General features: G+C 61.5%; 22 protein-coding genes. 9 read left to right on the top strand and 13 right to left on the bottom strand.

Annotation, left to right across the window (positions count from 1 at the left end; genetic code table 11):
* The first annotated feature begins 63 nt into the window (after positions 1-63).
* Positions 64-1458 carry an MFS transporter gene (locus tag WH299_RS19285; protein WP_010206876.1) on the top strand — a complete coding sequence of 465 codons (1395 nt, stop codon included), beginning with the start codon at positions 64-66 and terminating at the stop codon, positions 1456-1458.
* 9 nt (positions 1459-1467) lie between these two features.
* Positions 1468-1983 carry a single-stranded DNA-binding protein gene (locus WH299_RS19290; protein ID WP_003232445.1) on the top strand — a complete coding sequence of 172 codons (516 nt, stop codon included), beginning with the start codon at positions 1468-1470 and terminating at the stop codon, positions 1981-1983.
* A gap of 56 nt (positions 1984-2039) precedes the next feature.
* On the opposite strand, the gene WH299_RS19295 is transcribed toward WH299_RS19290, so the two are convergent.
* Positions 2040-2960, bottom strand: a complete 921-nt coding sequence (locus tag WH299_RS19295) for a LysR family transcriptional regulator (RefSeq protein ID WP_339551021.1) — start codon at positions 2958-2960, stop codon at positions 2040-2042.
* A 101-nt stretch (positions 2961-3061) separates the two neighbouring features.
* Here WH299_RS19295 and tam point away from each other — a divergent pair, with 101 nt between their 5' ends.
* Complete coding sequence (gene tam, locus WH299_RS19300) at positions 3062-3823, top strand: trans-aconitate 2-methyltransferase (RefSeq protein WP_339551022.1); 762 nt, start codon at positions 3062-3064, stop codon at positions 3821-3823.
* 33 nt (positions 3824-3856) lie between these two features.
* Here tam and WH299_RS19305 read toward each other — a convergent pair whose 3' ends face one another.
* Positions 3857-4408, bottom strand: a complete 552-nt coding sequence (locus WH299_RS19305; RefSeq protein ID WP_122727782.1) for a cysteine hydrolase family protein — start codon at positions 4406-4408, stop codon at positions 3857-3859.
* A gap of 96 nt (positions 4409-4504) precedes the next feature.
* Between WH299_RS19305 and WH299_RS19310 the strand changes: the two genes are divergently transcribed.
* The 3 genes from WH299_RS19310 (at position 4505) to WH299_RS19320 (ending at position 7490) form a co-directional block, all read left to right on the top strand.
* On the top strand, positions 4505-5464 hold the full coding sequence (locus WH299_RS19310; protein ID WP_122683521.1) for a GlxA family transcriptional regulator: 960 nt from the start codon (positions 4505-4507) through the stop codon (positions 5462-5464).
* Positions 5465-5635: 171 nt separating this feature from the next.
* Positions 5636-6745: a DUF3182 family protein gene (locus WH299_RS19315; protein ID WP_339551023.1), complete on the top strand. Its 1110-nt coding sequence runs from the start codon at positions 5636-5638 to the stop codon at positions 6743-6745.
* Positions 6735-7490 carry an alpha/beta hydrolase family protein gene (locus tag WH299_RS19320; protein WP_122727787.1) on the top strand — a complete coding sequence of 252 codons (756 nt, stop codon included), beginning with the start codon at positions 6735-6737 and terminating at the stop codon, positions 7488-7490. The genes WH299_RS19315 and WH299_RS19320 overlap by 11 nt, the downstream gene beginning before the upstream one ends.
* 5 nt (positions 7491-7495) lie before the next feature.
* Here the strand turns inward: WH299_RS19320 and WH299_RS19325 are convergent, their stop codons facing one another.
* From WH299_RS19325 to WH299_RS19335, 3 genes are read right to left on the bottom strand one after another with little or no spacing between them, the layout of a single operon-like run.
* Positions 7496-8443 carry a lysylphosphatidylglycerol synthase domain-containing protein gene (locus WH299_RS19325; protein WP_028618123.1) on the bottom strand — a complete coding sequence of 316 codons (948 nt, stop codon included), beginning with the start codon at positions 8441-8443 and terminating at the stop codon, positions 7496-7498.
* Complete coding sequence (gene clsB, locus WH299_RS19330) at positions 8433-9695, bottom strand: cardiolipin synthase ClsB (protein ID WP_122727789.1); 1263 nt, start codon at positions 9693-9695, stop codon at positions 8433-8435. The genes WH299_RS19325 and clsB overlap by 11 nt, the downstream gene beginning before the upstream one ends.
* A complete protein-coding gene (locus WH299_RS19335) occupies positions 9692-10471 on the bottom strand; it encodes an endonuclease/exonuclease/phosphatase family protein (protein WP_123475809.1) in 780 nt (259 codons plus the stop codon). The genes clsB and WH299_RS19335 overlap by 4 nt, the downstream gene beginning before the upstream one ends.
* A 170-nt stretch (positions 10472-10641) precedes the next feature.
* On the opposite strand from WH299_RS19335, the gene WH299_RS19340 reads away from it, so the two are divergent.
* A complete protein-coding gene (locus WH299_RS19340; RefSeq protein WP_339551024.1) occupies positions 10642-12726 on the top strand; it encodes a mechanosensitive ion channel family protein in 2085 nt (694 codons plus the stop codon).
* An 86-nt stretch (positions 12727-12812) separates the two neighbouring features.
* Positions 12813-13697 (top strand): sugar nucleotide-binding protein, encoded by an 885-nt coding sequence (locus WH299_RS19345; protein ID WP_122727795.1) that lies wholly within the window; start codon positions 12813-12815, stop codon positions 13695-13697.
* Positions 13698-13866: 169 nt separating this feature from the next.
* On the opposite strand, the gene WH299_RS19350 is transcribed toward WH299_RS19345, so the two are convergent.
* From WH299_RS19350 to WH299_RS19370, 5 genes are all read right to left on the bottom strand, one after another.
* On the bottom strand, positions 13867-14565 hold the full coding sequence (locus WH299_RS19350) for an OmpW/AlkL family protein (protein ID WP_028618118.1): 699 nt from the start codon (positions 14563-14565) through the stop codon (positions 13867-13869).
* Between the two features lie 94 nt (positions 14566-14659).
* Positions 14660-15181, bottom strand: a complete 522-nt coding sequence (locus WH299_RS19355) for a DUF3299 domain-containing protein (RefSeq protein ID WP_068937051.1) — start codon at positions 15179-15181, stop codon at positions 14660-14662.
* 11 nt (positions 15182-15192) lie between these two features.
* On the bottom strand, positions 15193-16458 hold the full coding sequence (locus WH299_RS19360) for an ABC transporter permease (RefSeq protein WP_123475803.1): 1266 nt from the start codon (positions 16456-16458) through the stop codon (positions 15193-15195).
* Between the two features lies 1 nt (position 16459).
* Positions 16460-17170, bottom strand: a complete 711-nt coding sequence (locus tag WH299_RS19365; RefSeq protein ID WP_339551025.1) for an ABC transporter ATP-binding protein — start codon at positions 17168-17170, stop codon at positions 16460-16462.
* A gap of 6 nt (positions 17171-17176) precedes the next feature.
* Positions 17177-17782: a DUF2796 domain-containing protein gene (locus WH299_RS19370; protein ID WP_126570809.1), complete on the bottom strand. Its 606-nt coding sequence runs from the start codon at positions 17780-17782 to the stop codon at positions 17177-17179.
* A gap of 130 nt (positions 17783-17912) precedes the next feature.
* Between WH299_RS19370 and WH299_RS19375 the strand changes: the two genes are divergently transcribed.
* Positions 17913-18254 (top strand): hypothetical protein, encoded by a 342-nt coding sequence (locus WH299_RS19375; protein WP_126570808.1) that lies wholly within the window; start codon positions 17913-17915, stop codon positions 18252-18254.
* Here the strand turns inward: WH299_RS19375 and trxA are convergent.
* The 3 genes from trxA to WH299_RS19390 are packed head-to-tail and all read right to left on the bottom strand — an operon-like array spanning position 18251 to position 20270.
* Entirely contained in the window at positions 18251-19123 is an 873-nt protein-coding gene (gene trxA / locus WH299_RS19380) for a thioredoxin (protein WP_122727804.1), read from the bottom strand. The two genes, WH299_RS19375 and trxA, sit on opposite strands and share 4 nt — an antisense overlap.
* A gap of 32 nt (positions 19124-19155) precedes the next feature.
* Complete coding sequence (locus WH299_RS19385; protein ID WP_339551026.1) at positions 19156-19818, bottom strand: class I SAM-dependent methyltransferase; 663 nt, start codon at positions 19816-19818, stop codon at positions 19156-19158.
* Entirely contained in the window at positions 19815-20270 is a 456-nt protein-coding gene (locus WH299_RS19390; RefSeq protein WP_028618110.1) for a YbaY family lipoprotein, read from the bottom strand. The genes WH299_RS19385 and WH299_RS19390 overlap by 4 nt, the downstream gene beginning before the upstream one ends.
* Positions 20271-20350 lie beyond the last annotated feature (80 nt).

Genomic DNA, 20350 nt, shown 5'->3' on the forward strand with positions numbered 1-20350 from the left:
CGCATATACCCTCTCAATCGATGGGACTGGTAGAATCGCCGCCGGTTCACACGAGGTTTTTCCATGCACGATCCCCACAGCGAACGCATGAGTAGCGGCGAGACCCGAGCGGCAAGCGGTCTGGCCCTGGTGTTCGCCTTCCGTATGCTGGGCATGTTTATGGTGTTGCCGGTGCTGGCGACCTATGGAATGGATCTCGCAGGCGCGACCCCCGCATTGATTGGCCTAGCCATTGGCGCCTATGGCCTGACCCAGGCGATTTTCCAGATTCCGTTCGGGATTATTTCCGATCGCATTGGCCGTCGTCCGGTGATCTACCTCGGGCTGATCGTGTTCGCCCTCGGCAGCGTGCTCGCGGCCCAATCCGACTCTATCTGGGGTGTGATTGCCGGACGGATCCTGCAAGGCGCCGGCGCGATTTCCGCAGCGGTGATGGCCTTGCTATCGGACCTGACCCGCGAACAACACCGCACCAAAGCCATGGCCATGATCGGCATGACTATCGGTCTGTCGTTTGCCGTGGCCATGGTGGTCGGTCCCTTGCTGACCCGTGCGTTCGGCTTGCATGGCCTATTCCTTGCCACCGGCGGTATGGCGCTGTTTGGCATCGTGATCGTTGCCTTTATGGTGCCGCGCTCCACCGGCACGCTGCAGCATCGCGAGTCGGGCGTCGCACGCAAGGCGCTCTTGCCGACGCTCAAGCACCCGGACCTGCTGCGCCTGGATTTAGGTATCTTCGTATTACACGCGATGCTGATGTGCAGCTTCGTCGCCTTGCCCCTGGCGCTGGTTGAAAAAGCCGGCCTGCCCAAGGAGCAGCACTGGTGGGTCTACCTCACTGCGCTGCTGATTTCGTTCTTCGCCATGATCCCGTTCATCATCTATGGCGAGAAAAAACGCAAAATGAAACGAATCCTGCTCGGCGCCGTCACGACGCTGATGCTCACTGAGCTATTCTTCTGGCAGTTCGGCGATAGCCTGCGGGCGCTGGTAATCGGCACGGTGGTGTTCTTCACCGCGTTCAACCTGCTGGAAGCTTCGTTGCCTTCGCTGATCAGTAAAGTTTCACCGGCCGGTGGCAAGGGCACGGCGATGGGGGTGTATTCCACCAGCCAGTTCCTCGGTTCCGCACTGGGCGGCATCATGGGGGGCTGGATGTTCCAGCATGGCGGTTTGTCGGTTGTGTTCCTTGGATGCGCCGGGCTGGCTGCACTTTGGCTGGCCTTTGCTGTTACCATGCGCGAACCTCCCTACGTCACGAGCCTGCGTTTGCCGCTATCGCCTGAGGCGATCCGCGAAAGTGGTCTGGTAGAGCGCCTCAAGGCAGTCGTAGGGGTAACAGATGCAGTCGTGGTCGCGGAAGAAGCGGCCATTTACATCAAATTGGACACCGAATTATTGGATCGCGCGACGCTCGAGCAACTGGTCAACCCAGTGCCGACAGCGCGCCCAGCCTAGGAGAACGTTATGGCCCGTGGGGTTAACAAAGTCATATTGGTCGGTACATGCGGCCAGGATCCCGAGGTTCGCTACTTGCCTAACGGTAACGCCGTGACCAACCTGAGTCTGGCGACCAGCGAACAGTGGACCGACAAGCAGACCGGCCAGAAGGTCGAGAAAACCGAATGGCACCGTGTGTCGATGTTCGGCAAGGTTGCTGAGATCGCTGGTGAGTACCTGCGTAAAGGTTCGCAGGTGTACATCGAAGGCAAGCTGCAAACCCGCGAGTGGGAAAAAGACGGCATCAAGCGTTACACCACTGAAATCGTGGTCGACATGCAAGGCACCATGCAACTGCTGGGCGGCCGTCCACAGGGCGACCAACAGGGCCAGGGCGGCATGTCCAACTCGGCACCGCGTCCACAGCAGTCGCGTCCACAGCCAAGCCAGCAGCCACAGCGTGAGTCGCGTCCAGCGCCACAGCAGGCCGCTCCGCAGCCGGCTCCGGATTTCGACAGCTTTGATGACGATATCCCGTTCTAGGATTCTAAAGTCCGGAACACGCAAAACCCCCGTTTGGCTCAGGCCTCGGGGGTTTTTTATTGGCCGTGATCAGCGTCAGTCGAAGCGGCGATGACAACCATATCCTTGAACCGGCCTAACACGGCCGAACCGTCATCGATACGCGTCGCCAAATGCAGCGGCGCCACCAGGCTCTGGCACTCCGTCAGTTCCCGATACACGATGCCGTCCCCGCGCAGCCGCTGCATCGACGCTGGCACGATGGACACACCAAGTCCTGCCGCCACCAGGCTCAATGTCGCCGTCATGCGCGGTGCTTCCTGGACCACCTGCGGGCTGAACCCCGCTTCACGACACGCCACCAGAATCGCGTCATACAACCCCAAGCCCACGCGACGGCGATAGAGCACGAAGGATTCGGTCGCCAGTGCCTTCAAGGGTAGGGGAGAGCCTGCATCAAGCGCCAGCGGATGCTCGGTGGGCAGCGCCAGCAGCATCGGTTCCACCAGGATGGGTTCGTCCTGCAGCGATTGAATCCCACTGAGAGGCGAGCGGATAAACGCCGCGTCGAGTTTTTCGTGTACCAAGGCATCCAGCAGTTCGCCGGTGCCAGCTTCCTCCAGCACCACTGTGACGCCGACAAAGGTTTCGCGAAACAGCCGCAGCACACTCGGCACAAAAGGATGCAGCGCCGCCGAACTGGTGAAGCCGATCGCCAGGCGCCCACGTTCACCGCGTGCGGCACGGCGTACCACCTCTGCAATCCCTTCAGCGTGCGCAAGGATCTCCCGCGCCTCATCCAGCAACGCGAGCCCGGCGGTGGTGGGGCGTACACCACGGGGCAGGCGCTCCATCAACACCACGCCCAATTCGGCCTCAAGGTTTTGCAACATCCGCGTCAACGGGGGCTGCTGCATGCCCAGGCGTTCCGCCGCGCGGGTGATGTAGCCTTCTTCAGCGATGGCAACAAAGGCCTTGAGTTGGCGAAGCTCCAGCATAGGAATACTTTTCAGGTATGGGAGGGCTTCAATCCTGGCATTTGTTCTCATGGCTCACAAGATTTAGGCTGTGGCCAACCTCAAAAAGAAGGAAAGCCGTGATGACCTGGTCTGCCAAGCAATACACGATGTTTGAACAGCAGCGCACCCGTCCCGTTCGCGACCTGGTGGCGGCCATTCCAAACACTGACGTCCGCACCGCCGTGGACCTGGGCTGCGGCCCCGGCAACTCCACCGAGGTGCTGGCCGAACGCTTCCCGCAAGCCCACGTCACGGGCATGGACAGCTCCGATGACATGCTGGCCGACGCCCGCAAGCGGCTGCCGGCGCTGAACTTCGAGCTGGCGGATATCGGCGCCTGGAACCCGGCGCAAGCATTCGATGTGATCCTGGCCAACGCGTCCCTGCAATGGCTACCGGATCACGCCACGCTTTACCCCCACTTGGTCCACCAACTGACGCCCGGCGGTACGCTAGCGGTGCAAACCCCGGACAACCTCGATGAGCCCGCCCACCGGCTTGCCCGCGAAGTCGCGGCAGAGGGTCCATGGTCGGCCAAGATCGGAACGGTCAAACACAACGAGCGCCACACCGCGAGCTACTACTACGAACTGCTGAGCAAGCATTGCAGTACGGTCGATGTGTGGCGCACCACCTATCAGCACCCGCTGGTGGATCACGCAGCGGTGGTGGAGTGGTTCAAGGCATCGGCGCTGAGACCGTTCCTCGCGCCTTTGACCGACAGCGAGAAAGCCGCCTTCCTACAGGAATACCAGGCGCGGATTACCCAGGCTTATCCAGCCCTGGCTGATGGCAAGGTGTTGCTGCCGTTTCCGCGCCTGTTCATCATTGCCACTGCGTAGGCCGTGGTGACGCTATCGCCGGCAAGCCGGCTCCTACACGGGGGCGAGGAACTCATCGGTCGATACTACGGTTGCGTAGCCGAACGCCAGTGATGCCATATAAGCGTCATGCACCTGCGCAGCCGGGATCACCTTGCCATTGAATTCCAGATCCCGCGTGGCGCAGGCGTCATGGATCAGCGTGACCTTATAGCCGAGGTCCGCTGCTGCACGTACCACCGCGTCGATACACATATGGCTCATGCTACCGACCACCACCACGTCCGTGATGCTGCGTTGTTCCAGCAGTGCGCGCAGGTTGGTTTCGCGAAACGCATTCACAAAGTGTTTAAGCACCACCGGCTCATTGCCTTCGTTCAGCACTTTGCTGTGCAGGTGCGCACCCTCGGAACCCGGCGTGAAGAATGGCGCGTCCTCGGAGGTGAACTCGTGACGCACATGAATCACCGCATCACCCGCCTGGCGAAACGCCTGCAGCACCTGCGCGGCCTTGTCTGCTGCGGCGTCCACGCCGTCGAGTGGCCACTTGCCCTGAGGGAAGTAGTCGTTCTGGATATCGATTAGGATGAGCGCTTGCTTGGCCATGTGTATTGCCTCGTGATGGGTTGATGGGCCCAGTATCTTAGCTGGCGCCTGCACCGGGGATTGGCTGCACCGACAATAACAGGGGGAAAACTGACAATGGCGGTTGTCGAGCTGGGCGTGTTGATCTACCAAGGTGCGCAGTTGGCGGCCGTGCATGGCTTGACCGACTTGTTCGGCGTGGCTAACCGAATCGCCGCCGAGCATCAGTCCGCGCAATTGCCGTTGCTGCGGGTCAGCCATTGGCAGGTGGATGTTACCGGCAAACCGGCGCGCGTATTCAGCAGCCATCCCGGCCCTGACCAGCCGATGATGGCCGTATTGGTGCCGCCGTCGATTGGTGAATTCACCGAAGACCAGGCGCCGCCCGCGCTGCTGGAATGGATCCGTCAGCAACACGCGGCGGGCACGGTACTGGGCGGTGTGTGCATTGGCTCGATCATGCTGGCGCGCAGCGGGTTGCTCGACGGACGCAGTGCCACGACGCACTGGTCTTCCGCCAAATCCTTCGCGGCCCGTTACCCGGCGGTGCGCCTGGAGGCGGATAAGCCCATCGTTGATGATGGCGACCTGATCACCACCGCCGGCTTGATGGCCTGGTCCGAACTCGGCCTGCGCCTGGTCGATCGCCTGATGGGCCCGAGCATCGCGGCCGATACCGCGCGTTTCCTGGTGATCGAGCACAGTGACAGCGCCAGCCAATGCGGCAGCAACTTCGCGCCGATACTCGGCCACGGCGACGCGGCCATCCTCAGGGTTCAGCACTGGCTTCAAGCCAGTGGCGCGGTGGATGTTTCCCTTACGGCAATGGCCCAGGAAGCGGGTTTGGAAGAGCGCACTTTCCTGCGGCGCTTTCGCAACGCGACGGGCTTGAAACCCACCGAGTACTGTCAGCACTTGCGGGTGGGCAAGGCGCGGCAGATGCTGGAGTTTACCAACGGCACCATCGACCATATCGCATGGACCGTGGGTTACCAGGACCCCGGTGCCTTTCGCGCCACCTTCAAGAAGATCACCGGCCTTTCGCCCAGCGACTACCGCAGCCGTTTCGGCGTGTGAATCGTGCAGAACGCCGCCGCGTTAACGCGTCGTCGTGCAGAATAAAACAGGCCAACTGCCATCGGTTTTTCGGCAACTGGTTGATTTGAATGCAATCCCGTGCGAACGCGCCTTGGCTTGATCTCTGCAACGTTCCGTCTACACACATGGCGGGATGGCCAAGGGGGACGCATGACCCCGACTCAACGCAAGAAGCTGGTGGTAGCTCACTCCACACGTGAGGGAGCGCCGCTACATGAGGTCGAAACCAACCGCGCCCTGGCGCGCTGGTTGGCGCAGATTCTCGGGCTCAAATTCGGCGGCAGCTACGACCATGATCTGCACGCGGGGCGGGCGCTGTACCTGCTGCCCACACAAACCCTGGTCGGTCAGGCCCAGGCGCGAGCGCTGAATATCAAAGGCCCGGAGGATTTGTGGGGCGGTTACGTCGACCACGACTTTATTTGCACCAAAGCCATCAGTCATGGCTTGCTCGGCCCTGACGCTAAAGCGCCGGAAGGTTGGTCGGCGTTGTTCTGCGAGCGTGTACGCAATGTCGTGCTGGACGGCTTGAGCGTCTTCGCACTGGAAGACGCGCGGCTCGCCGCCACACGCTTGCTCCACAGCGGCCCCATCCGCTTGAAACCCGTGCACGCCTGCGCGGGCCGAGGCCAGGAAGTTATCCACAGCCTGGATGAATTCGAGGCCGTGCTGGCGCGATCCGAGGCCGCAAAACTCTTCAACGAAGGGGTTGTTCTGGAGCAGGACCTGCACGATGTGGTCACTCACAGCGTTGGCCAAAGTTTTATCGGCGACCACGTGTTCAGCTACTGCGGCGAGCAATACCTGACGAAAGACGGGCAGGGCGAAGAGGTCTACGGTGGTTCCAACCTGCTGGTCGTGCCCGGCTATTACGAAGACCTGTTGCAACTCGAACTGGCCGACGACGTACGCGAAGCCATCGAACAAGCCCAGGTGTTCGACACGGCCGCCGATGAGGCCTACCCCGGCTTTTATGCCTCGCGGCGTAATTACGACATCGCGCAAGGCCTGGACAGTAATGGCCAACGCCGCAGCGGCGTGCTCGAACAATCCTGGCGCATGGGCGGGGCCAGCAGCGCGGAAGTCGCAGCGCTGCAAAGTTTTATCAACAACCCTGGCCTGCGTGCGATCCATGTGTCCTCGGTGGAAACCTATGTGGACCAACCGCTGCCGGCCAATGCCATCGAGGTGTATCGCGGCCCGGCGGAAAGCAGCGAGTTTCTTCTCAAGTACGTGACGGTTACCTCTTATGACGGCTAGAAGTGAAAGCATTGCGATCGATATCGACGACGAACAGATGAGCGGCACCTTCCTGAGCCCCAAATCCAAAGTCCCCGGCGTGTTGTTTGTGCACGGCTGGGGCGGCAGTCAGGAGCGAGACCTCGAGCGGGCCAAAGGCATCGCCGGCTTGGGCTGTGTATGCCTGACCTTCGATCTGCGCGGGCACGCCGGCACCGGTATTCCATTGTCCCGCGTCACCCGCGAAGACAACCTGCGCGACCTGCTGGCGGCCTATGACCGACTGCTGTCCCACCCGGCCATCGACACCTCGGCAGTGGCAGTGGTGGGTACCAGTTACGGCGGCTACCTCGCGGCGATTCTCACCTCATTGCGCCCGGTGCGCTGGCTGGCACTGCGCGTGCCGGCGCTGTATCGGGATGACGAATGGCTCAAGCCCAAGCGTGACTTGGACAAGATGGACCTGATGGATTACCGCAGCACGTTGGTCCACGCCGAAACCAATCGCGCCTTGCACGCGTGTTCGGCGTTTACCGGTGATGTGCTGATCGTCGAATCGGAAACCGATGACCACGTGCCCCATGCCACCATCATGAGCTACCGCGCGGCGTGCCAGCAGACCCACTCCCTGACCCACCGAATCATCGACGGCGCCGACCATTCCCTCAGCGACCCAGTGTCCCAGCAGGCTTACACCTCAATCCTGGTGGACTGGATCACCGAGATGGTGGTGGGCGAGCGGTTGAGCATCATCCAGTCCCGGTAAAGCGTTCAGGCGGGTGTCTTCTTCACCCGCAACGCCTTCGCCTTGGCCTCTACGCCCAGGTACATCACTAGCGCGATCAGCAGCGGCAAGATGAAGTAAATCGCCCGATACGCAATCAACCCGGCAAGCAAACTGCCCCGCGACGCCTCGTGCTGCAACAACGCAATAAACACCGCCTCCAGCACGCCCAGCCCGGCCGGAATGTGGGTGAGCACTCCGGCAATCGCGCTGATCAACAACACGCCCAGCACCAGCGGATAGTCCAGTTTGGCTGGCAACAGGGTAAAAATCACCGCCGCCATCAGCGACCAATTCAACGCGCCCAGCAGCAACTGCAAGCACGCCATGCGCACCGACGGCAGGTTGATTTCCATGCCGCGAATCGTCCACGCACGTTTCTTCGAAAACTGGCAGGCCACCAGATAACCCAGGCTGGCCAGTACCAACAACGCGCCAATGCCCTGTAAGGCCGTGGTGCTGACCTTCCACCCCGGCGGCATAGTCACCAAACCGCTGCTGAACACCACCCCGGCAATCGCCATGTAGCCAAACCAATTGGTGGCCAGGCTCAGGCCGAGGATCTTGGCGATATTGCCGGTGCTCACGCCCAAGCGCGAATACAGCCGATAACGCATGGCGATGCCGCCGACCCACGCGCTCAGGTTGAGGTTGAACGCGTAGCTGATGATGCCCACTGGCAGGATCTGCTTCCACACCAGGTTCTGGCGAATGTAGGTGCGGCCGATCAAGTCGAAGCTGGCATACACCAGAAAACTGCACAGCGTCAGCGCGCCTGCGATCACCAGTGTGCGCACCTTGAAGTCGCCCAGGGTCTGCACCACTTCGCTCCAATCGATACGCCGAGCGAGCAGGGTGAACAGCACGATCAGCATCAGGAAGAAGACGATGGTCAGCGGTTTCTTCCAGCGCTTGAATCGGGATTCAGCGGTCATTGGCCTGGCTCTCGATGGGTTTCAACCGTGGCTTGTGCGCCGGCAACCATCCCGTCAAGGCCGGGAAGTGGCGCATTACATGAAACACCAGGAAACCCACGGTCAACCGCCACAGCCACAGGCGCGGCTTGCGGTTCTCCGGCATGGTCTGGCAATGGTCTTTGGCGAGTGTTTCCAGGCGTTCGTAAAGTTGTTGATTGAACGCGCGGTCACGAATCAACACATTGGCTTCCAGGTTCAGCGACAGGCTCAACGGGTCCAGGTTGCTCGAACCCACGGTGCTCCATTCGTCATCCACCAACGCGACTTTGCCGTGCAGCGGGCGCTGGCAGTATTCGTGGATCACTACGCCGTCCTTGAGCAGATAGTCGTAGAGCATCCGCGCCGCCAGCTTGGCCAGTAGCACATCGGGCTGGCCTTGCATGATCAGTTGCACCTGCACGCCACGGCGCGCGGCATTGCGGATTTCCCGCAGCAAGCGGTAGCCGGGGAAGAAGTAGGCGTTGGCGATCACCGCGCGTGTTTGCGCCTTGCTCAGCGCGTGGATGTAGGCTTCTTCAATGTCATCGCGATGCTGCACGTTGTCCCGGTAAATCAGGCGCACCAGGCCATCACCCTCGTCTGTGGACCATAACGAAGGCCGCTGCTGGCGACGCCGCCAACCGCGACGCGTACGCACCTGGCGGCCACTTTGCGCCAGGGCGAAATGATGCAAGTCCGTCACCGCCGGGCCTACCACCTGCACCGCGTAGTCCTGCTTGGCTTCGGGGCCGAAATCTCCCAGGTGATCGGCGGAAAAGTTGATCCCGCCGATAAACGCCACCTCCGCATCCACCACCACAATCTTGCGGTGCAGGCGACGAAACCAGTTGGTGCGAAAGCCCAGGGTCTTGGACGCCGGGTCAAACATCTGCACCGTCACGCCGGCGTCCGCCAACTCGCCCAGAAATGACGGGCTCAGTTCGCCGCAGCCAAAGCCATCGAGGCTCACCACCACCTTGACTCCACGCTGCGCGGCCTCGATCAGGATGCCATGCAGCTCATGGCCCACCTTGTCTTCGAAAAGAATGAAGGTCTCCAACAGAATTTCCCGGCGGGCCGCGCGCAGGGCTTCGAACACCTTGGGAAAATACGCCTCGCCATTCTCCAGTAACTCAACCTGGTTGCCACGCTGCCAGCCGTAGTCTAGGTCGCGGGCCTTGGCTTCGTCCGGCGGCTGGTCGGTGGAGATATGTTCCACGGCCACGTTCATAGCTCGACCTCCACTGACAGCGGCACATGGTCGGACAGGTGCGACCAAGGCCGCGTCGTTAGCACCCTAGGGTTATGCACCTTCAGATTGCGCACATAAATCCGGTCCAGCGGCAGCAACGGCAGGCGCGCCGGGAAGGTGCGTGCGGGTTTGCCCATGGATTCAATAAACACTTCCTTCAAACCGGCCTTGCTCAGGTTGGCCTTCTGGCGCCAATCGTTGAAATCACCGGCCACCACCAGCGGCGCGTCGGCTGGGATCTCGCTGATGCGCTGCTCGATCAAGCGCAGTTGCTGCTGGCGGTGCACCTCGCGCAAGCCGAGGTGGATACAGATCGCATGGATCTCCTGGCCGGTGCCCGGCAGGCGCAGCACGCAATGCAGCAGGCCACGGTTTTCATGGCCGCTTTGGGAGATATCGAGGTTGTCGTAGCGCACGATCTGGAATTTCGACAACAGCGCGTTGCCGTGGTCACCGTGGGGGTAGACCGCGTTGCGGCCGTAGGCGAACTGCGGCCAAATACTGTCGGCGAGGAATTCGTACTGCGGCATGTTCGGCCAGTCGCTGAAGCGCTGTGGATGGCGTTCGTGGGTGCCGTGGATTTCCTGCAAAAACACCATATCCGCGCCCACGCTGCGCACCGCTTCACGCAGCTCGGGCAGGATGAAACGTCGATTCAGGGCGGTAAAACCCTTGTGGATATTGACCGTCAGCACCGTGAAGCGAGTGATGGCGACGCTGGGGGTGATGGGCACCCAGTCGGGAATCGCAGCCATGATTGCTCCTGTGAAAGAAGTGGGGGCCTGGCCCCCGTTTATGGCTGACTCTGATTTTTGGCTGAAAGTTTCCAACGTCCTACAGACGGCACAATGATGCCGCTGAAGGGGAACGATCAACGCGCAAACCCGTCAGTTCCTTACAGACCCTTCTGAAGGAGATCGGTGTTTTGCTGAATCTAAAGACCGCATTACTGCTCGGCGCACTGCTGTTTTGTGGCAGTGGCGCACTGCAAGCGGCGGCCACCGCGCCGGAACCTGAAGCGCCGGCCAAGCCGGAATTGCTGGTGGAGGGCGGGCTGCTGGGGGCAATCAGTTCCAGCATTGATGATGTACAGCAAAAGCTCGACCTCAATCAGAATCTGATCGATGAATGGCGCCTGCGCGCGGACCGAGCCGCCGACGAGGTCGGGCGGCTGGTCAACCAGACCGCTGCGCGCTCACCCTGGAGCGTGGCGGGGGATTTCCTGCTGCTGTCCGGCGTGTGGGTTGGCGCTTTTGTGGCGATGACGCTGCTGGGGCGATTTATCGTACAGCGCCTGGGCCGTCGCTCGTTCTTCGAGCGGCGCAAACGTCTGCTGGCGGTGCTCGGGTATGTGATTCCCTATACGATTCCCGCGCTTATCTGTCTGCCGCTGACGCTGTATGTCAGCCACTTTCTGCCCACCTCTGTAGGTCGTGCGCTGGCGCTGTGTTTTGCCTACGCCACCAGTAGCGGTATCTTTTCCACCTCGATGCTGTTGTGCGTCATTGTCATGTTCAATGTCGGCCACAAACGCCCGGCGGTGCAGATTATTCGCGACTACTGCCCCAAACCGCTGTTCCTGATCGGCTTCCTCGCCGCCCTCAGCGATGCGCTGACCAGCCCGCAAATCGCCCGTCAGCTGGGCGGCAATATCACCAGCAGCATTGCCGTGTTTACCGGGCTGTTTGCGGCGGTGATTTTCGGCATGCTGGTGATCCGCCTGCGTCGTCCGGTCGCCCATCTGATCCGCAATCGACCCCTGGCCCAGCGCCTCAAACACCCGGCGTTGCAACAATCGCTGCGGATATTTTCCGGCCTGTGGTATTGGCCGATCCTGTTGATGGTGCTGGTGTCGGCGATCAACCTGATCGGTGCTGGTGACGACAACCAGAAAGTCTTGCGCTGCGCGCTGTTCACCACGATCCTGCTGATCGGCACGGTGTTCCTCAGCACGGTGCTGCAACACTTGTTCAAGTCCCGCAGCCAAGTGGCGATCCAGCGCAGCAGTGCGTACAAGGAACGCTTCCTCAGCCTGTTGCACGCGATCCTGCGCATTGTCATGGCCATCGCGTTTATCGAAATTCTCGGGCGGATCTGGGGCGTGTCGCTGTTCGAGTTCGCCCAGCGCAACTCGGTGGGCCGGGCCATCAGCGATTCTCTCAGCAGCATCGGCCTGATCCTGCTGATGACGTGGCTGTTCTGGGTGGTGCTCGACACGGCGATCCAGGAAGCGCTGAAACCGCCGGTCAACAAACGCTCCAGTCGCCAACCGAGCACGCGGGTGAAAACCATCCTGCCGCTGCTGCGCAATGCGGTGAAGATCATCCTGGTGGTGATCTGCGCAATCACCACCATGGCCAACCTCGGCATCAACGTCGCACCGCTGCTGGCCGGTGCCGGCGTGGTCGGCCTGGCCATTGGTTTTGGCTCGCAGCAATTGGTGCAGGATGTAATCACCGGGCTGTTCATCATTATTGAAGACACCCTGTCCATTGGCGATTGGGTGGTACTCGACTCCGGCCACGCCGGCACCGTCGAAGGCCTGACCATCCGCACTCTGCGCCTGCGCGATGGCAAGGGTTTTGTGCACTCGGTGCCGTTCGGGCAGATCAAGGCGGTCACCAACCAGTCGCGGCAATTTGCCTATGCGTTTTTCTCGGTACAGTTCACTTACGACACGGATGTGGACAGGGCGGTCGAACTGATCCGCGAGGCAGGGCAGTCGATCCGTGACGACGTTTTCCTCAAGTACAACTTGCAAGGTCCGCTGGAGGTATTCGGCGTCGACAAGATGGACCTCAACGGCGTGGTGCTCACGGCGCAGTTCCGCACGGTGTCAGGCGGGCAGTATGCAGTAAGCCGTGCATTCAACCAGCGCCTGAAAAAGCTTGTGGATAACTGTGACCAGGTGCATTTCGCGCAGACTTATCCACAGCAGGTCATGGTGCCTGCGCGGATGGCCCTTGAGCATGAACCTACCGAGGCTGGCGCGAAGATAGTTAATCCGTGACGGTTGCGCTACAAACCCGCAAAATGCAACGATTCTGGCCAAGACCAGAAAACCTTCGTTCCAAACAGACCGGGCCTGCTCAATCTATGCGAATGCGCCTTATGTTACTGGGCGGCGGGAATGCCCTCGGGCAGGCGCTGATTCGCCTCGGTGCAGAGGAAGACATCGGTTTCCTCGCACCCAAACCGCCCCAAGACGGCTGGGATGCCGCGAGCCTCACCCAATTGCTCGACGACACCCGTCCCGATGCGTTGATCAACCTCGCCTACTATTTCGACTGGTTCCAGGCCGAAGCGGTCAGCGAAACCCGCCTGGCTGCCCAGGAATTTGCCATCGAGCGCCTGGCCGAGTTGTGCCAGCACCACAACATCACCCTGTTGCAACCGTCCAGCTACCGCGTGTTCGATGGCTCCCGCGCCACCGCCTACAGCGAAAAGGACGAGCCGGTGCCCCTGGGCCTGCGCGGCCAGGCGTTGTGGCGCATCGAGCAGAGCGTGCGCGCCACCTGCCCGCAACATGTGCTGTTGCGGTTTGGCTGGCTGTTGGATGACAGTGTCGACGGTACCTTGGGGCGCTTCCTGGCCCGGGCGGAGAAACCGGATGAATTGCTGATGGCCGACGACCGTCGCGGCAACCCCACGCCGGTGGACGATGCGGCGCGGGTGATTATCTCGGTGCTCAAGCAGCTCGATTGCGCGGCACCGCTGTGGGGCACTTATCACTACGCCGGCCAAGAGGCGACTACACCGTTGGCACTGGGCCAGGCGATTCTCACTGAAGCGCGCAACTACCATCCGCTGGCGATCGAATCCCCTACCGCCCAGGCCCACGCGGCCCGGCCGGATGCGAGCGAAGAACCGCAACACGCGGTGCTCGCCTGCAAGAAAATCCTTCACACCTTCGGCATCAAGCCACGGGCATGGCGGGCGGGGTTGCCGGCATTGCTGGATCGGTTCTACCGTCACGGCTGATCGCGCGCACAAAACCAATGTGGGAGCCGGCTTGTGTGGGAGCCGGGCTTGCCCGCGATGCAGTCGCCTCGGTCTATCCATTGCATCGAGGCGATGCTATCGCAGGCAAGCCAGCTCCCACACAAGCCGGCTCCCACATGTTTGGTTGGCTGCGTTTATTGGCGCCTAGTTAGAACTTGTAGCCGATACCCACCATGTAAACCATCGGGTCCACGTCCACATTGACCTTGGCGCGAGTGCCTTGGCCCAGGGCGTTGTTGTCCACAGTTGCCTTGGTGCTGATGTCGATGTAGCGCGCCTGGGCGTTGATCATCCACTTGTCGTTGATCATGTAGTCCGCACCGATCTGCGCGGCCCAGCCCCAGGAGTTTTCGGCCTTGAAGTTGCTGAAGCCTGCGCCTTGGGCACGGCTGCCAACGTGTTCGTCGTAAATCCAGGTGTAGTTGATACCGGCGCCGACGTACGGCTGGAAGGCCGACTTGTTGTCCAACGGGTAGTACACGATGCTCAGGGTCGGCGGCAGGTGTTTCAGGGTGCCGAGCTTGCCGTTCGCGGCGCCGAGGGCGGTGTTCTTGATCTTCACATCATGCTCGAACGGCGTGGCGGCCAGCAGTTCGATACCGACGTGGTTGGTCAGCATGTAGGCGAAGTTCAGGCCCAGTTGGGTATCGCTGCTCATGGTCGCCTTGCCGCCCAGGTTGGCGCCGGCCAATGGGCCCTGGTCAACTTTGACGTGGCCGCTGTCCGCCTTCGGGTTCACGGTGATTGCACCGGCGCGCACCAGAATGTCGCCCGCTTCGTGAGCGTGTGCAACGGGGGCGACGAGGGCGAGCGCGAAGAGGGACGCGCCAAGCAGAGACTTGTTCATGGGAGCTCCAAAGGACGTTTAAAAGTTGTACGTCCAATGGTAAAGATCGTTCCGTCCGGTCTTTTGACTCAGCTCAATGAAAGGGCGATCAGCGCTATTCGGGCAGCTCGTACATATAAATTTTCTCAGCGTCCATCTGGTAACCGGCGTCGGCCAGTTCGCTGGTGGACGGTTTGACCTGCATCGCGCCTTCGATCCAGTACGGCTGGTACAGCTCATCGAGCTTCACACCGATTTCGCTTTTGACATGCACGATCTGGTTCGAGGGTGGCGGCGGCACATGGATGCACGCGCCGAAATACGGCACCAGCAAGAACTCCGTCGTGCGGCCTTCCTCACTGACTTCCAGCGGCACGATGTAGCCCGGCAAGCGGATGTGCTGGCCGTCGAGGCTTTGCACCACTGGGGCGTTGGGCAAGTCTTGCTTGGCCGCTGGCGCTGCCTCGACCGCTAACGCATCGGCCATGTTCGACAAGTCGTGCAGCGGTTTCATGTTGGGGATTTCCGGCGGCGCGTCAGGCGGGATCATCTCCTGCCAGGACAAATCCTTGGGCTGATCTTCCGCCCAGGTGGGAACTGCCACCAGCAGCAACAACGCAAACAGCGCACGACGCATCGCAACCTTCCTCATAAACGTATGGACAGGCCATCGGCCAGGGATTGCCGATAGGCGCGCCACGCGGGCACGCTGCCCATCAACAGCGCGGCGGCCAGGATACCGGCGAGCAGCGTCCATTCATATTCGCTCGGCCAGGCCATCGGCAGGTCCAGGCCGTAATTGGCCTGCAGATACCCGCGCGAGGCGGCGATGCACACATACAGTAAACCCACCCCGGCGATTACGCCGGACAGTGCCAGGGCGAAGGCCTCGAAGATCAGCAACGTTGCGATATGCCACGGCCGCGCACCCACCGAGCGCAAAATTGCCATTTCGCGGCGGCGCTCGTTGAGGCTGGTAAGGATCGCCGTGAGCATGCCGATCAAGCCTGTGAGCACCACGAACAGCGAGATCACGAACAGCGCCTTCTCGGCAGTGCCCATCATGCTCCACAACTCTTGCAGCGCCACGCCGGGCAGGATCGCCAGCATCGGTTCTCCACGGAATTCGTTGATCTCGCGCTGCAGGGCAAACGTGGAAATCTTGTTGTTCAGGCCGAGCATGAACGCGGTGATAGCCTGCGGCGTGAGGTCCATGTTGCGCGCCTGGTCGGCACTGATGCGGCCTTTGCCTTGGGCCGGTACGCCGTTGTGCCAGTCGATATGGATCGCCTCCATGCCGCCGAGGCTGATGTGCAACGTGCGGTCTACCGGCGTGCCGGTGCGCTTGAGAATGCCGACCACGGTGAAGGGTTTGTCATCGTGTTTCACCAGGCTGACCACCGCCACGCCATGGGCCAGCACCAGTTTGTCGCCAAGTTTGTAATGCAGCGCGTCAGCCACTTCGGCACCGAGCACCACTTCAAACGGGTCGATGGCGAAGGCGCGGCCGCTGGCCAGTTCAAGGTTTTGCTTGCGGCCGTATTGGTAGTGCTCGAAGTAGGCGTCGTTGGTGCCCATCACGCGGTAGCCGCGATGGGAGTCACCGAGGGAAATCGGGATCGCCCACTTCACCTGGGGGCTGGCGGCGAAATGTTCGAAGCTGTCCCAGCGGATGTTGTTGGTGGCGTTGCCGATGCGGAACACCGAGTACAGCAGCAGGTTCACCGAGCCGGAGCGCGCACCGACGATCAAGTCGGTGCCGCTGATAGTGCTGGCGAAACTGTTGCGCGCTTCAACGCGCACACGTTCCACCGCGAGCAACAAGCAGACTGAAAGCGCGATGGCGAACGCGGTGAGGATCGCGGTAAAGCGGCGGTTAGCCAGGCTGGCCATGGCTAGACGGAACAGATACATCTCAAACCTCTGCGGGCGTGGCGGCGCGATTGAGTTCGGCCAGCGACAGGTTGCGGTCGAACAGCGAAGCCAGGCTCTGGTCATGGCTGACAAACAGCAGGCTGGCGCCGGCTTCGCGGCATTCGGCGAACAACAGCTGTAGGAAGGCTTCGCGGGCGTCGTAGTCCAGAGCCGAAGTGGGCTCGTCCGCGATCACCAGCTCCGGCTGGCCGATCAACGCACGGGCGGCGGCGACGCGTTGTTGCTGGCCGATGGACAGCGAGTCGGCGCGGCGACCCAGCAGGTTTTTGTCTTTCAACCCAAGGTGCGCAAGTAAAGCAGCGGCGGCTTGGTCGACACTGCCGTGGCGCTGTTTCGCCCGCTGTGCACGCAACTTGGAAAAGTGGCAGGGCAGCTCGACGTTCTCGCGCACCGACAGGAATGGCAGCAGGTTGAACTGCTGGAAGATGTAGCCGGTGTGGTCGACGCGGAAGCGGTCGCGGGCGCCGGCCGACAGCTCGGTCAGCTCCTGGCCGAGCAGGCGGATGCTGCCCTGGTTGGGTGTCTGCACGCCGCCGAGCAGGCCCAGCAGCGTGGTTTTGCCACTGCCGCTCGGGCCCTTGAGAAACAGGGTTTCCCCCGCTTCCAGGCGGAACGCGGGGATGTCCAGCAACTGGGGGTGACCGGGCCAGTTGAAGCCCAGGTCAGACAGTTCGATCAATGCGTGTGTCATGGGAACTCAGAACTTCAAGGTGGCTGCTGTGGCCGTGGCTTCCACACCTTGCTGGCCACTCGGACCGATCAGTTGTACCTGAACTTTCTGGGTGGCGGGGAAGGTCTTGAACACCTGGGTCAGGTCAAGGTTGCTCAGGGCCGTCGGCGTGGCGCAGGTGAACTGGTAGTGGGCGTGGATTTCACTGTGGTCGTGATGATGCTCGTGGGCAGCCGCGCCTTTGCCGTCGGTGGCGTGGTCATCATCATCGTCGTCATGATCGGCTTCCGGCTTGTCACCGAACAACGGGCTGTTGAGTTCCTGGCTGCTGACCACGCAACCGGCGGCCCTGGGCAAGTTGAACAGGGCGACAGGGTTTTCCAGCTGTTTGCGCACGGCGGCGACCTTGGCTTTGTCCGCCGGGGTGGTGGCCAGGTGTTCGAAACCCACCAGGTTCATCGCCGGGCTGTCCAGTTCCAGCTCCAGGGCCTGGCCGTCGAGCACTGCGTTGAGACGGCCGACGCCATGTTCGTGGGCGCCAAGGCTGCCGTGTTCATGGTCGTGATCATCATGAGCGTGAGCAACCGCCAGTGGCAGCAGGGCAAACGGCAAAGCAAGCAACAGACGGCGCATGGGAAGGCTCCAGAAGATGAAAGTTTTGTTATGTGATCTTATAACAATTGCCGCTGAGTTTGACCGCCCGCTTGGCGTTGCGCAAGCCGCATGGGAGCATGCTTGTCAGAAAAGTGCAGGAGTAAGGACGATGTTGCGAATTCGTGGAACGGTCGGCGACTTGCCGGTGGACTTGACCCTGGAGCTGGACGACGGCGATTGGGCACGGCTGGGCGCGCAGTTGCAGGCGACGCCTGTCCCCGCCGCAGCGACAGTGGCACCGGTCAAGCAGAATGACGACCTGTGGCAGAATGCCCAGGACCTGTTGCGCAAGGCCGGCCAGCTCAGCGGCCTGGAGTTGCTGGATCAGTTGGAAGGCTTGGCCGGCGATGCGGCGTCAGGCAAGCGCCTGCTGGTGCGCCTGCGCCACAGCTCGAACGTAAAAGTGGCCAGCGGCGCCGATACGCCGCTGTACCGCTGGGTTGGCGATTAGTACAACGCGGCAAACAACTTGCGACGGTACACGGTCACCAGCGGGTGATCATTGCCCAGCAGTTCGAACACCTGCAGCAAGGTCTTGTGCGGCAGGCCTTCGCTGTAGCTGCGGTTGCGAATGAACAGCTTGAGCAGACCTTCCAGCGCCGCGTCGTACTGCTGGCGCGCCAGTTGCTGGATCGCCAGTTGGTAGGCCGCTTCGTCATCCTGCGGGTTTTGCGCCAGGCGGCTTTTCAGCTCGGCGGCATCCGGCAGGTCGGCAGCCTGGCGCAGGAAGGTGATCTGTGCCTTGGCCCCGGCGAGGGCGGCTTTGTGGTCGTCGCTTTTCACCGCGTCCAGCACGGTCTGGGCTTCGCCCAGTTCACCGCGCTCGGCCAGGCAGCGTGCGTAGAGAATCAGCGCCGCAGCGTTGGTGTTGTCCTCGCCCAGCACTGTCACTAGCACGGCTTCTGCATCGGTGATGCGACCTTCGGCAAACAACGCCTGGGCCTGCTCCAACGGATCCGCCGCCGCCGGTGGCGGCATCTGCACATGGGGCTCCAGCATCGCGCGCACCGCCGACTCCGGCTGCGCCCCGGCAAACCCATCCACGGGCTGGCCGTCCTTGAACAACACCACCGTCGGCAGGCTTTGAATGCCAAAGCGCGCAACGATATCCTGCTCGGCCTCGCAATCGACCTTGGCCAGCAGCAACTCACCCTGATAACTCTCGGCAACTTTCGCGAGCATCGGCATCAACGCCTTGCACGGCGCGCACCACTCGGCCCAGAAATCCACCAGCACGGGTTTTTCGAAGGAGTTCTGGATCACTGCCTGGTCAAAGTTGGCGGTGGTGACATCGAAGATATACGGCGTGGGCTGACTCATGGGACGTCTCGAATAAAGCGGGAATGGGGCAACTATAAGGGCTGGCGTCGCGAATGGTACAGGCTCACCTTGCGAAACTCCCAAGGCTCCGCCAAGTCCGGCAAGGTCAGTGCATCCAGGATCTCCAGCCTTTGATAATTCGGGTGCTGAAAATCTCTTACTCGCGAATCCGCCACCAACGCTTCGCGGCCTCGCGTGAGGAACTGATCCAGCAGCGGCAGGTTCGCCCGGTCGTAGAGCACATCGGCCACCAGGATCAGGTCGAAGCGATCGGCTTCGGCAAAAAAGTCTGCCGAATAACCCAGCTCCACTCCATTGAGTTCGGCATTCGCCCGACAGGACGCCAACGCCAGCGGGTCCAGGTCACAAGCCACCGCTTCCAGCGCGCCGGCCTTGACCGCCGCAATTGCGGCCACGCCGGAGCCCGCGCCAAAATCCAGTACGCGCTTGCCCGCGACCCACTCCGGGTTCGCCGCCAGGTACCGTGCCAGCGCCAAGCCACTGGCCCAGCAAAAGCTCCAGTAGGGCGGTTCATGCAGGATGCGCCGGGTTTCGTCGGGGCTGAAGGCGCGGTCCATGTTTTCCGCATCCAGCAGCCACAACGACAACGCGGTGCCCGGCAGCGGGCAGGGCACCAGGTGCGCGTCGCCGATCAGTTCGCTCAGCGCGGCTTGCAGGCCCAGCGGTGGCGTCATGGTGCCTTGACGAGTTGCAGGGGGCCGGTGGTCTGGGTGATCGCCTGGGTGATGCGCACGGCGGGCAGGTGCAGGATCAGTTGGCCGGACTGGCTGGCGCGACCGCGCAATTCAACCCGCGCACCGGCCGGGAAGGCCTCTGGGTTAAAGCGCAGGCGGAAAGCCAGGGGCTGGCCGTTGCCGGTCAGCACGCTGCTGGCGAGCAATTGTTGTGGGCGCGAACGATCGTCGATCACCAGCAGGGCCATCTCGACTTCGGCGCCCGCCGGAATATTGGTCAGGCTGCCGCTGATTTCCCGCTGGTAGGCGGGCAGGGGGCCCATGTCTTCAATGCCGGGGACTTTTTTCTCTTGTGCCGGTGTGGGCTGAGGTGCGGCCGGCTTGGGGGCTTCGCTGCTGCAGGCGACCAGGAAACTGAACAGGGTGAGCAAAACAAGTGGTCGTAACTGCATGTACGGCTCCAGAAAGGACAAAATCCGTGGCTTTAAAAATATGAAACATAATAGTCAGCCTATATACCGTAAAGGCTATG

It is taken from the genome of Pseudomonas sp. MYb541, assembly GCF_037479595.1.
GTDB classification, from domain to species: domain Bacteria; phylum Pseudomonadota; class Gammaproteobacteria; order Pseudomonadales; family Pseudomonadaceae; genus Aquipseudomonas; species Aquipseudomonas canadensis.

Bases quoted from the DNA above. Each gene is read 5' to 3' on its own strand.
- WH299_RS19305 (WP_122727782.1), bottom strand. From the start codon at position 4,408: ATGGCCAAGCAAGCGCTCATCCTAATCGATATCCAGAACGACTACTTC.
- WH299_RS19325 (WP_028618123.1), bottom strand. From the start codon at position 8,443: ATGACCGCTGAATCCCGATTCAAGCGCTGGAAGAAACCGCTGACCATC.
- trxA (WP_122727804.1), bottom strand. From the start codon at position 19,123: ATGAGTCAGCCCACGCCGTATATCTTCGATGTCACCACCGCCAACTTT.
- WH299_RS19390 (WP_028618110.1), bottom strand. From the start codon at position 20,270: ATGCAGTTACGACCACTTGTTTTGCTCACCCTGTTCAGTTTCCTGGTC.
- WH299_RS19285 (WP_010206876.1), top strand. From the start codon at position 64: ATGCACGATCCCCACAGCGAACGCATGAGTAGCGGCGAGACCCGAGCG.
- WH299_RS19355 (WP_068937051.1), bottom strand. From the start codon at position 15,181: ATGCGTCGTGCGCTGTTTGCGTTGTTGCTGCTGGTGGCAGTTCCCACC.
- WH299_RS19385 (WP_339551026.1), bottom strand. From the start codon at position 19,818: ATGACGCCACCGCTGGGCCTGCAAGCCGCGCTGAGCGAACTGATCGGC.
- WH299_RS19295 (WP_339551021.1), bottom strand. From the start codon at position 2,960: ATGCTGGAGCTTCGCCAACTCAAGGCCTTTGTTGCCATCGCTGAAGAA.
- clsB (WP_122727789.1), bottom strand. From the start codon at position 9,695: ATGAACGTGGCCGTGGAACATATCTCCACCGACCAGCCGCCGGACGAA.
- WH299_RS19320 (WP_122727787.1), top strand. From the start codon at position 6,735: ATGACGGCTAGAAGTGAAAGCATTGCGATCGATATCGACGACGAACAG.
- WH299_RS19375 (WP_126570808.1), top strand. From the start codon at position 17,913: ATGTTGCGAATTCGTGGAACGGTCGGCGACTTGCCGGTGGACTTGACC.
- WH299_RS19370 (WP_126570809.1), bottom strand. From the start codon at position 17,782: ATGCGCCGTCTGTTGCTTGCTTTGCCGTTTGCCCTGCTGCCACTGGCG.
- WH299_RS19345 (WP_122727795.1), top strand. From the start codon at position 12,813: ATGCGAATGCGCCTTATGTTACTGGGCGGCGGGAATGCCCTCGGGCAG.
- tam (WP_339551022.1), top strand. From the start codon at position 3,062: ATGACCTGGTCTGCCAAGCAATACACGATGTTTGAACAGCAGCGCACC.
- WH299_RS19290 (WP_003232445.1), top strand. From the start codon at position 1,468: ATGGCCCGTGGGGTTAACAAAGTCATATTGGTCGGTACATGCGGCCAG.
- WH299_RS19365 (WP_339551025.1), bottom strand. From the start codon at position 17,170: ATGACACACGCATTGATCGAACTGTCTGACCTGGGCTTCAACTGGCCC.
- WH299_RS19335 (WP_123475809.1), bottom strand. From the start codon at position 10,471: ATGGCTGCGATTCCCGACTGGGTGCCCATCACCCCCAGCGTCGCCATC.
- WH299_RS19360 (WP_123475803.1), bottom strand. From the start codon at position 16,458: ATGTATCTGTTCCGTCTAGCCATGGCCAGCCTGGCTAACCGCCGCTTT.
- WH299_RS19350 (WP_028618118.1), bottom strand. From the start codon at position 14,565: ATGAACAAGTCTCTGCTTGGCGCGTCCCTCTTCGCGCTCGCCCTCGTC.
- WH299_RS19315 (WP_339551023.1), top strand. From the start codon at position 5,636: ATGACCCCGACTCAACGCAAGAAGCTGGTGGTAGCTCACTCCACACGT.
- WH299_RS19310 (WP_122683521.1), top strand. From the start codon at position 4,505: ATGGCGGTTGTCGAGCTGGGCGTGTTGATCTACCAAGGTGCGCAGTTG.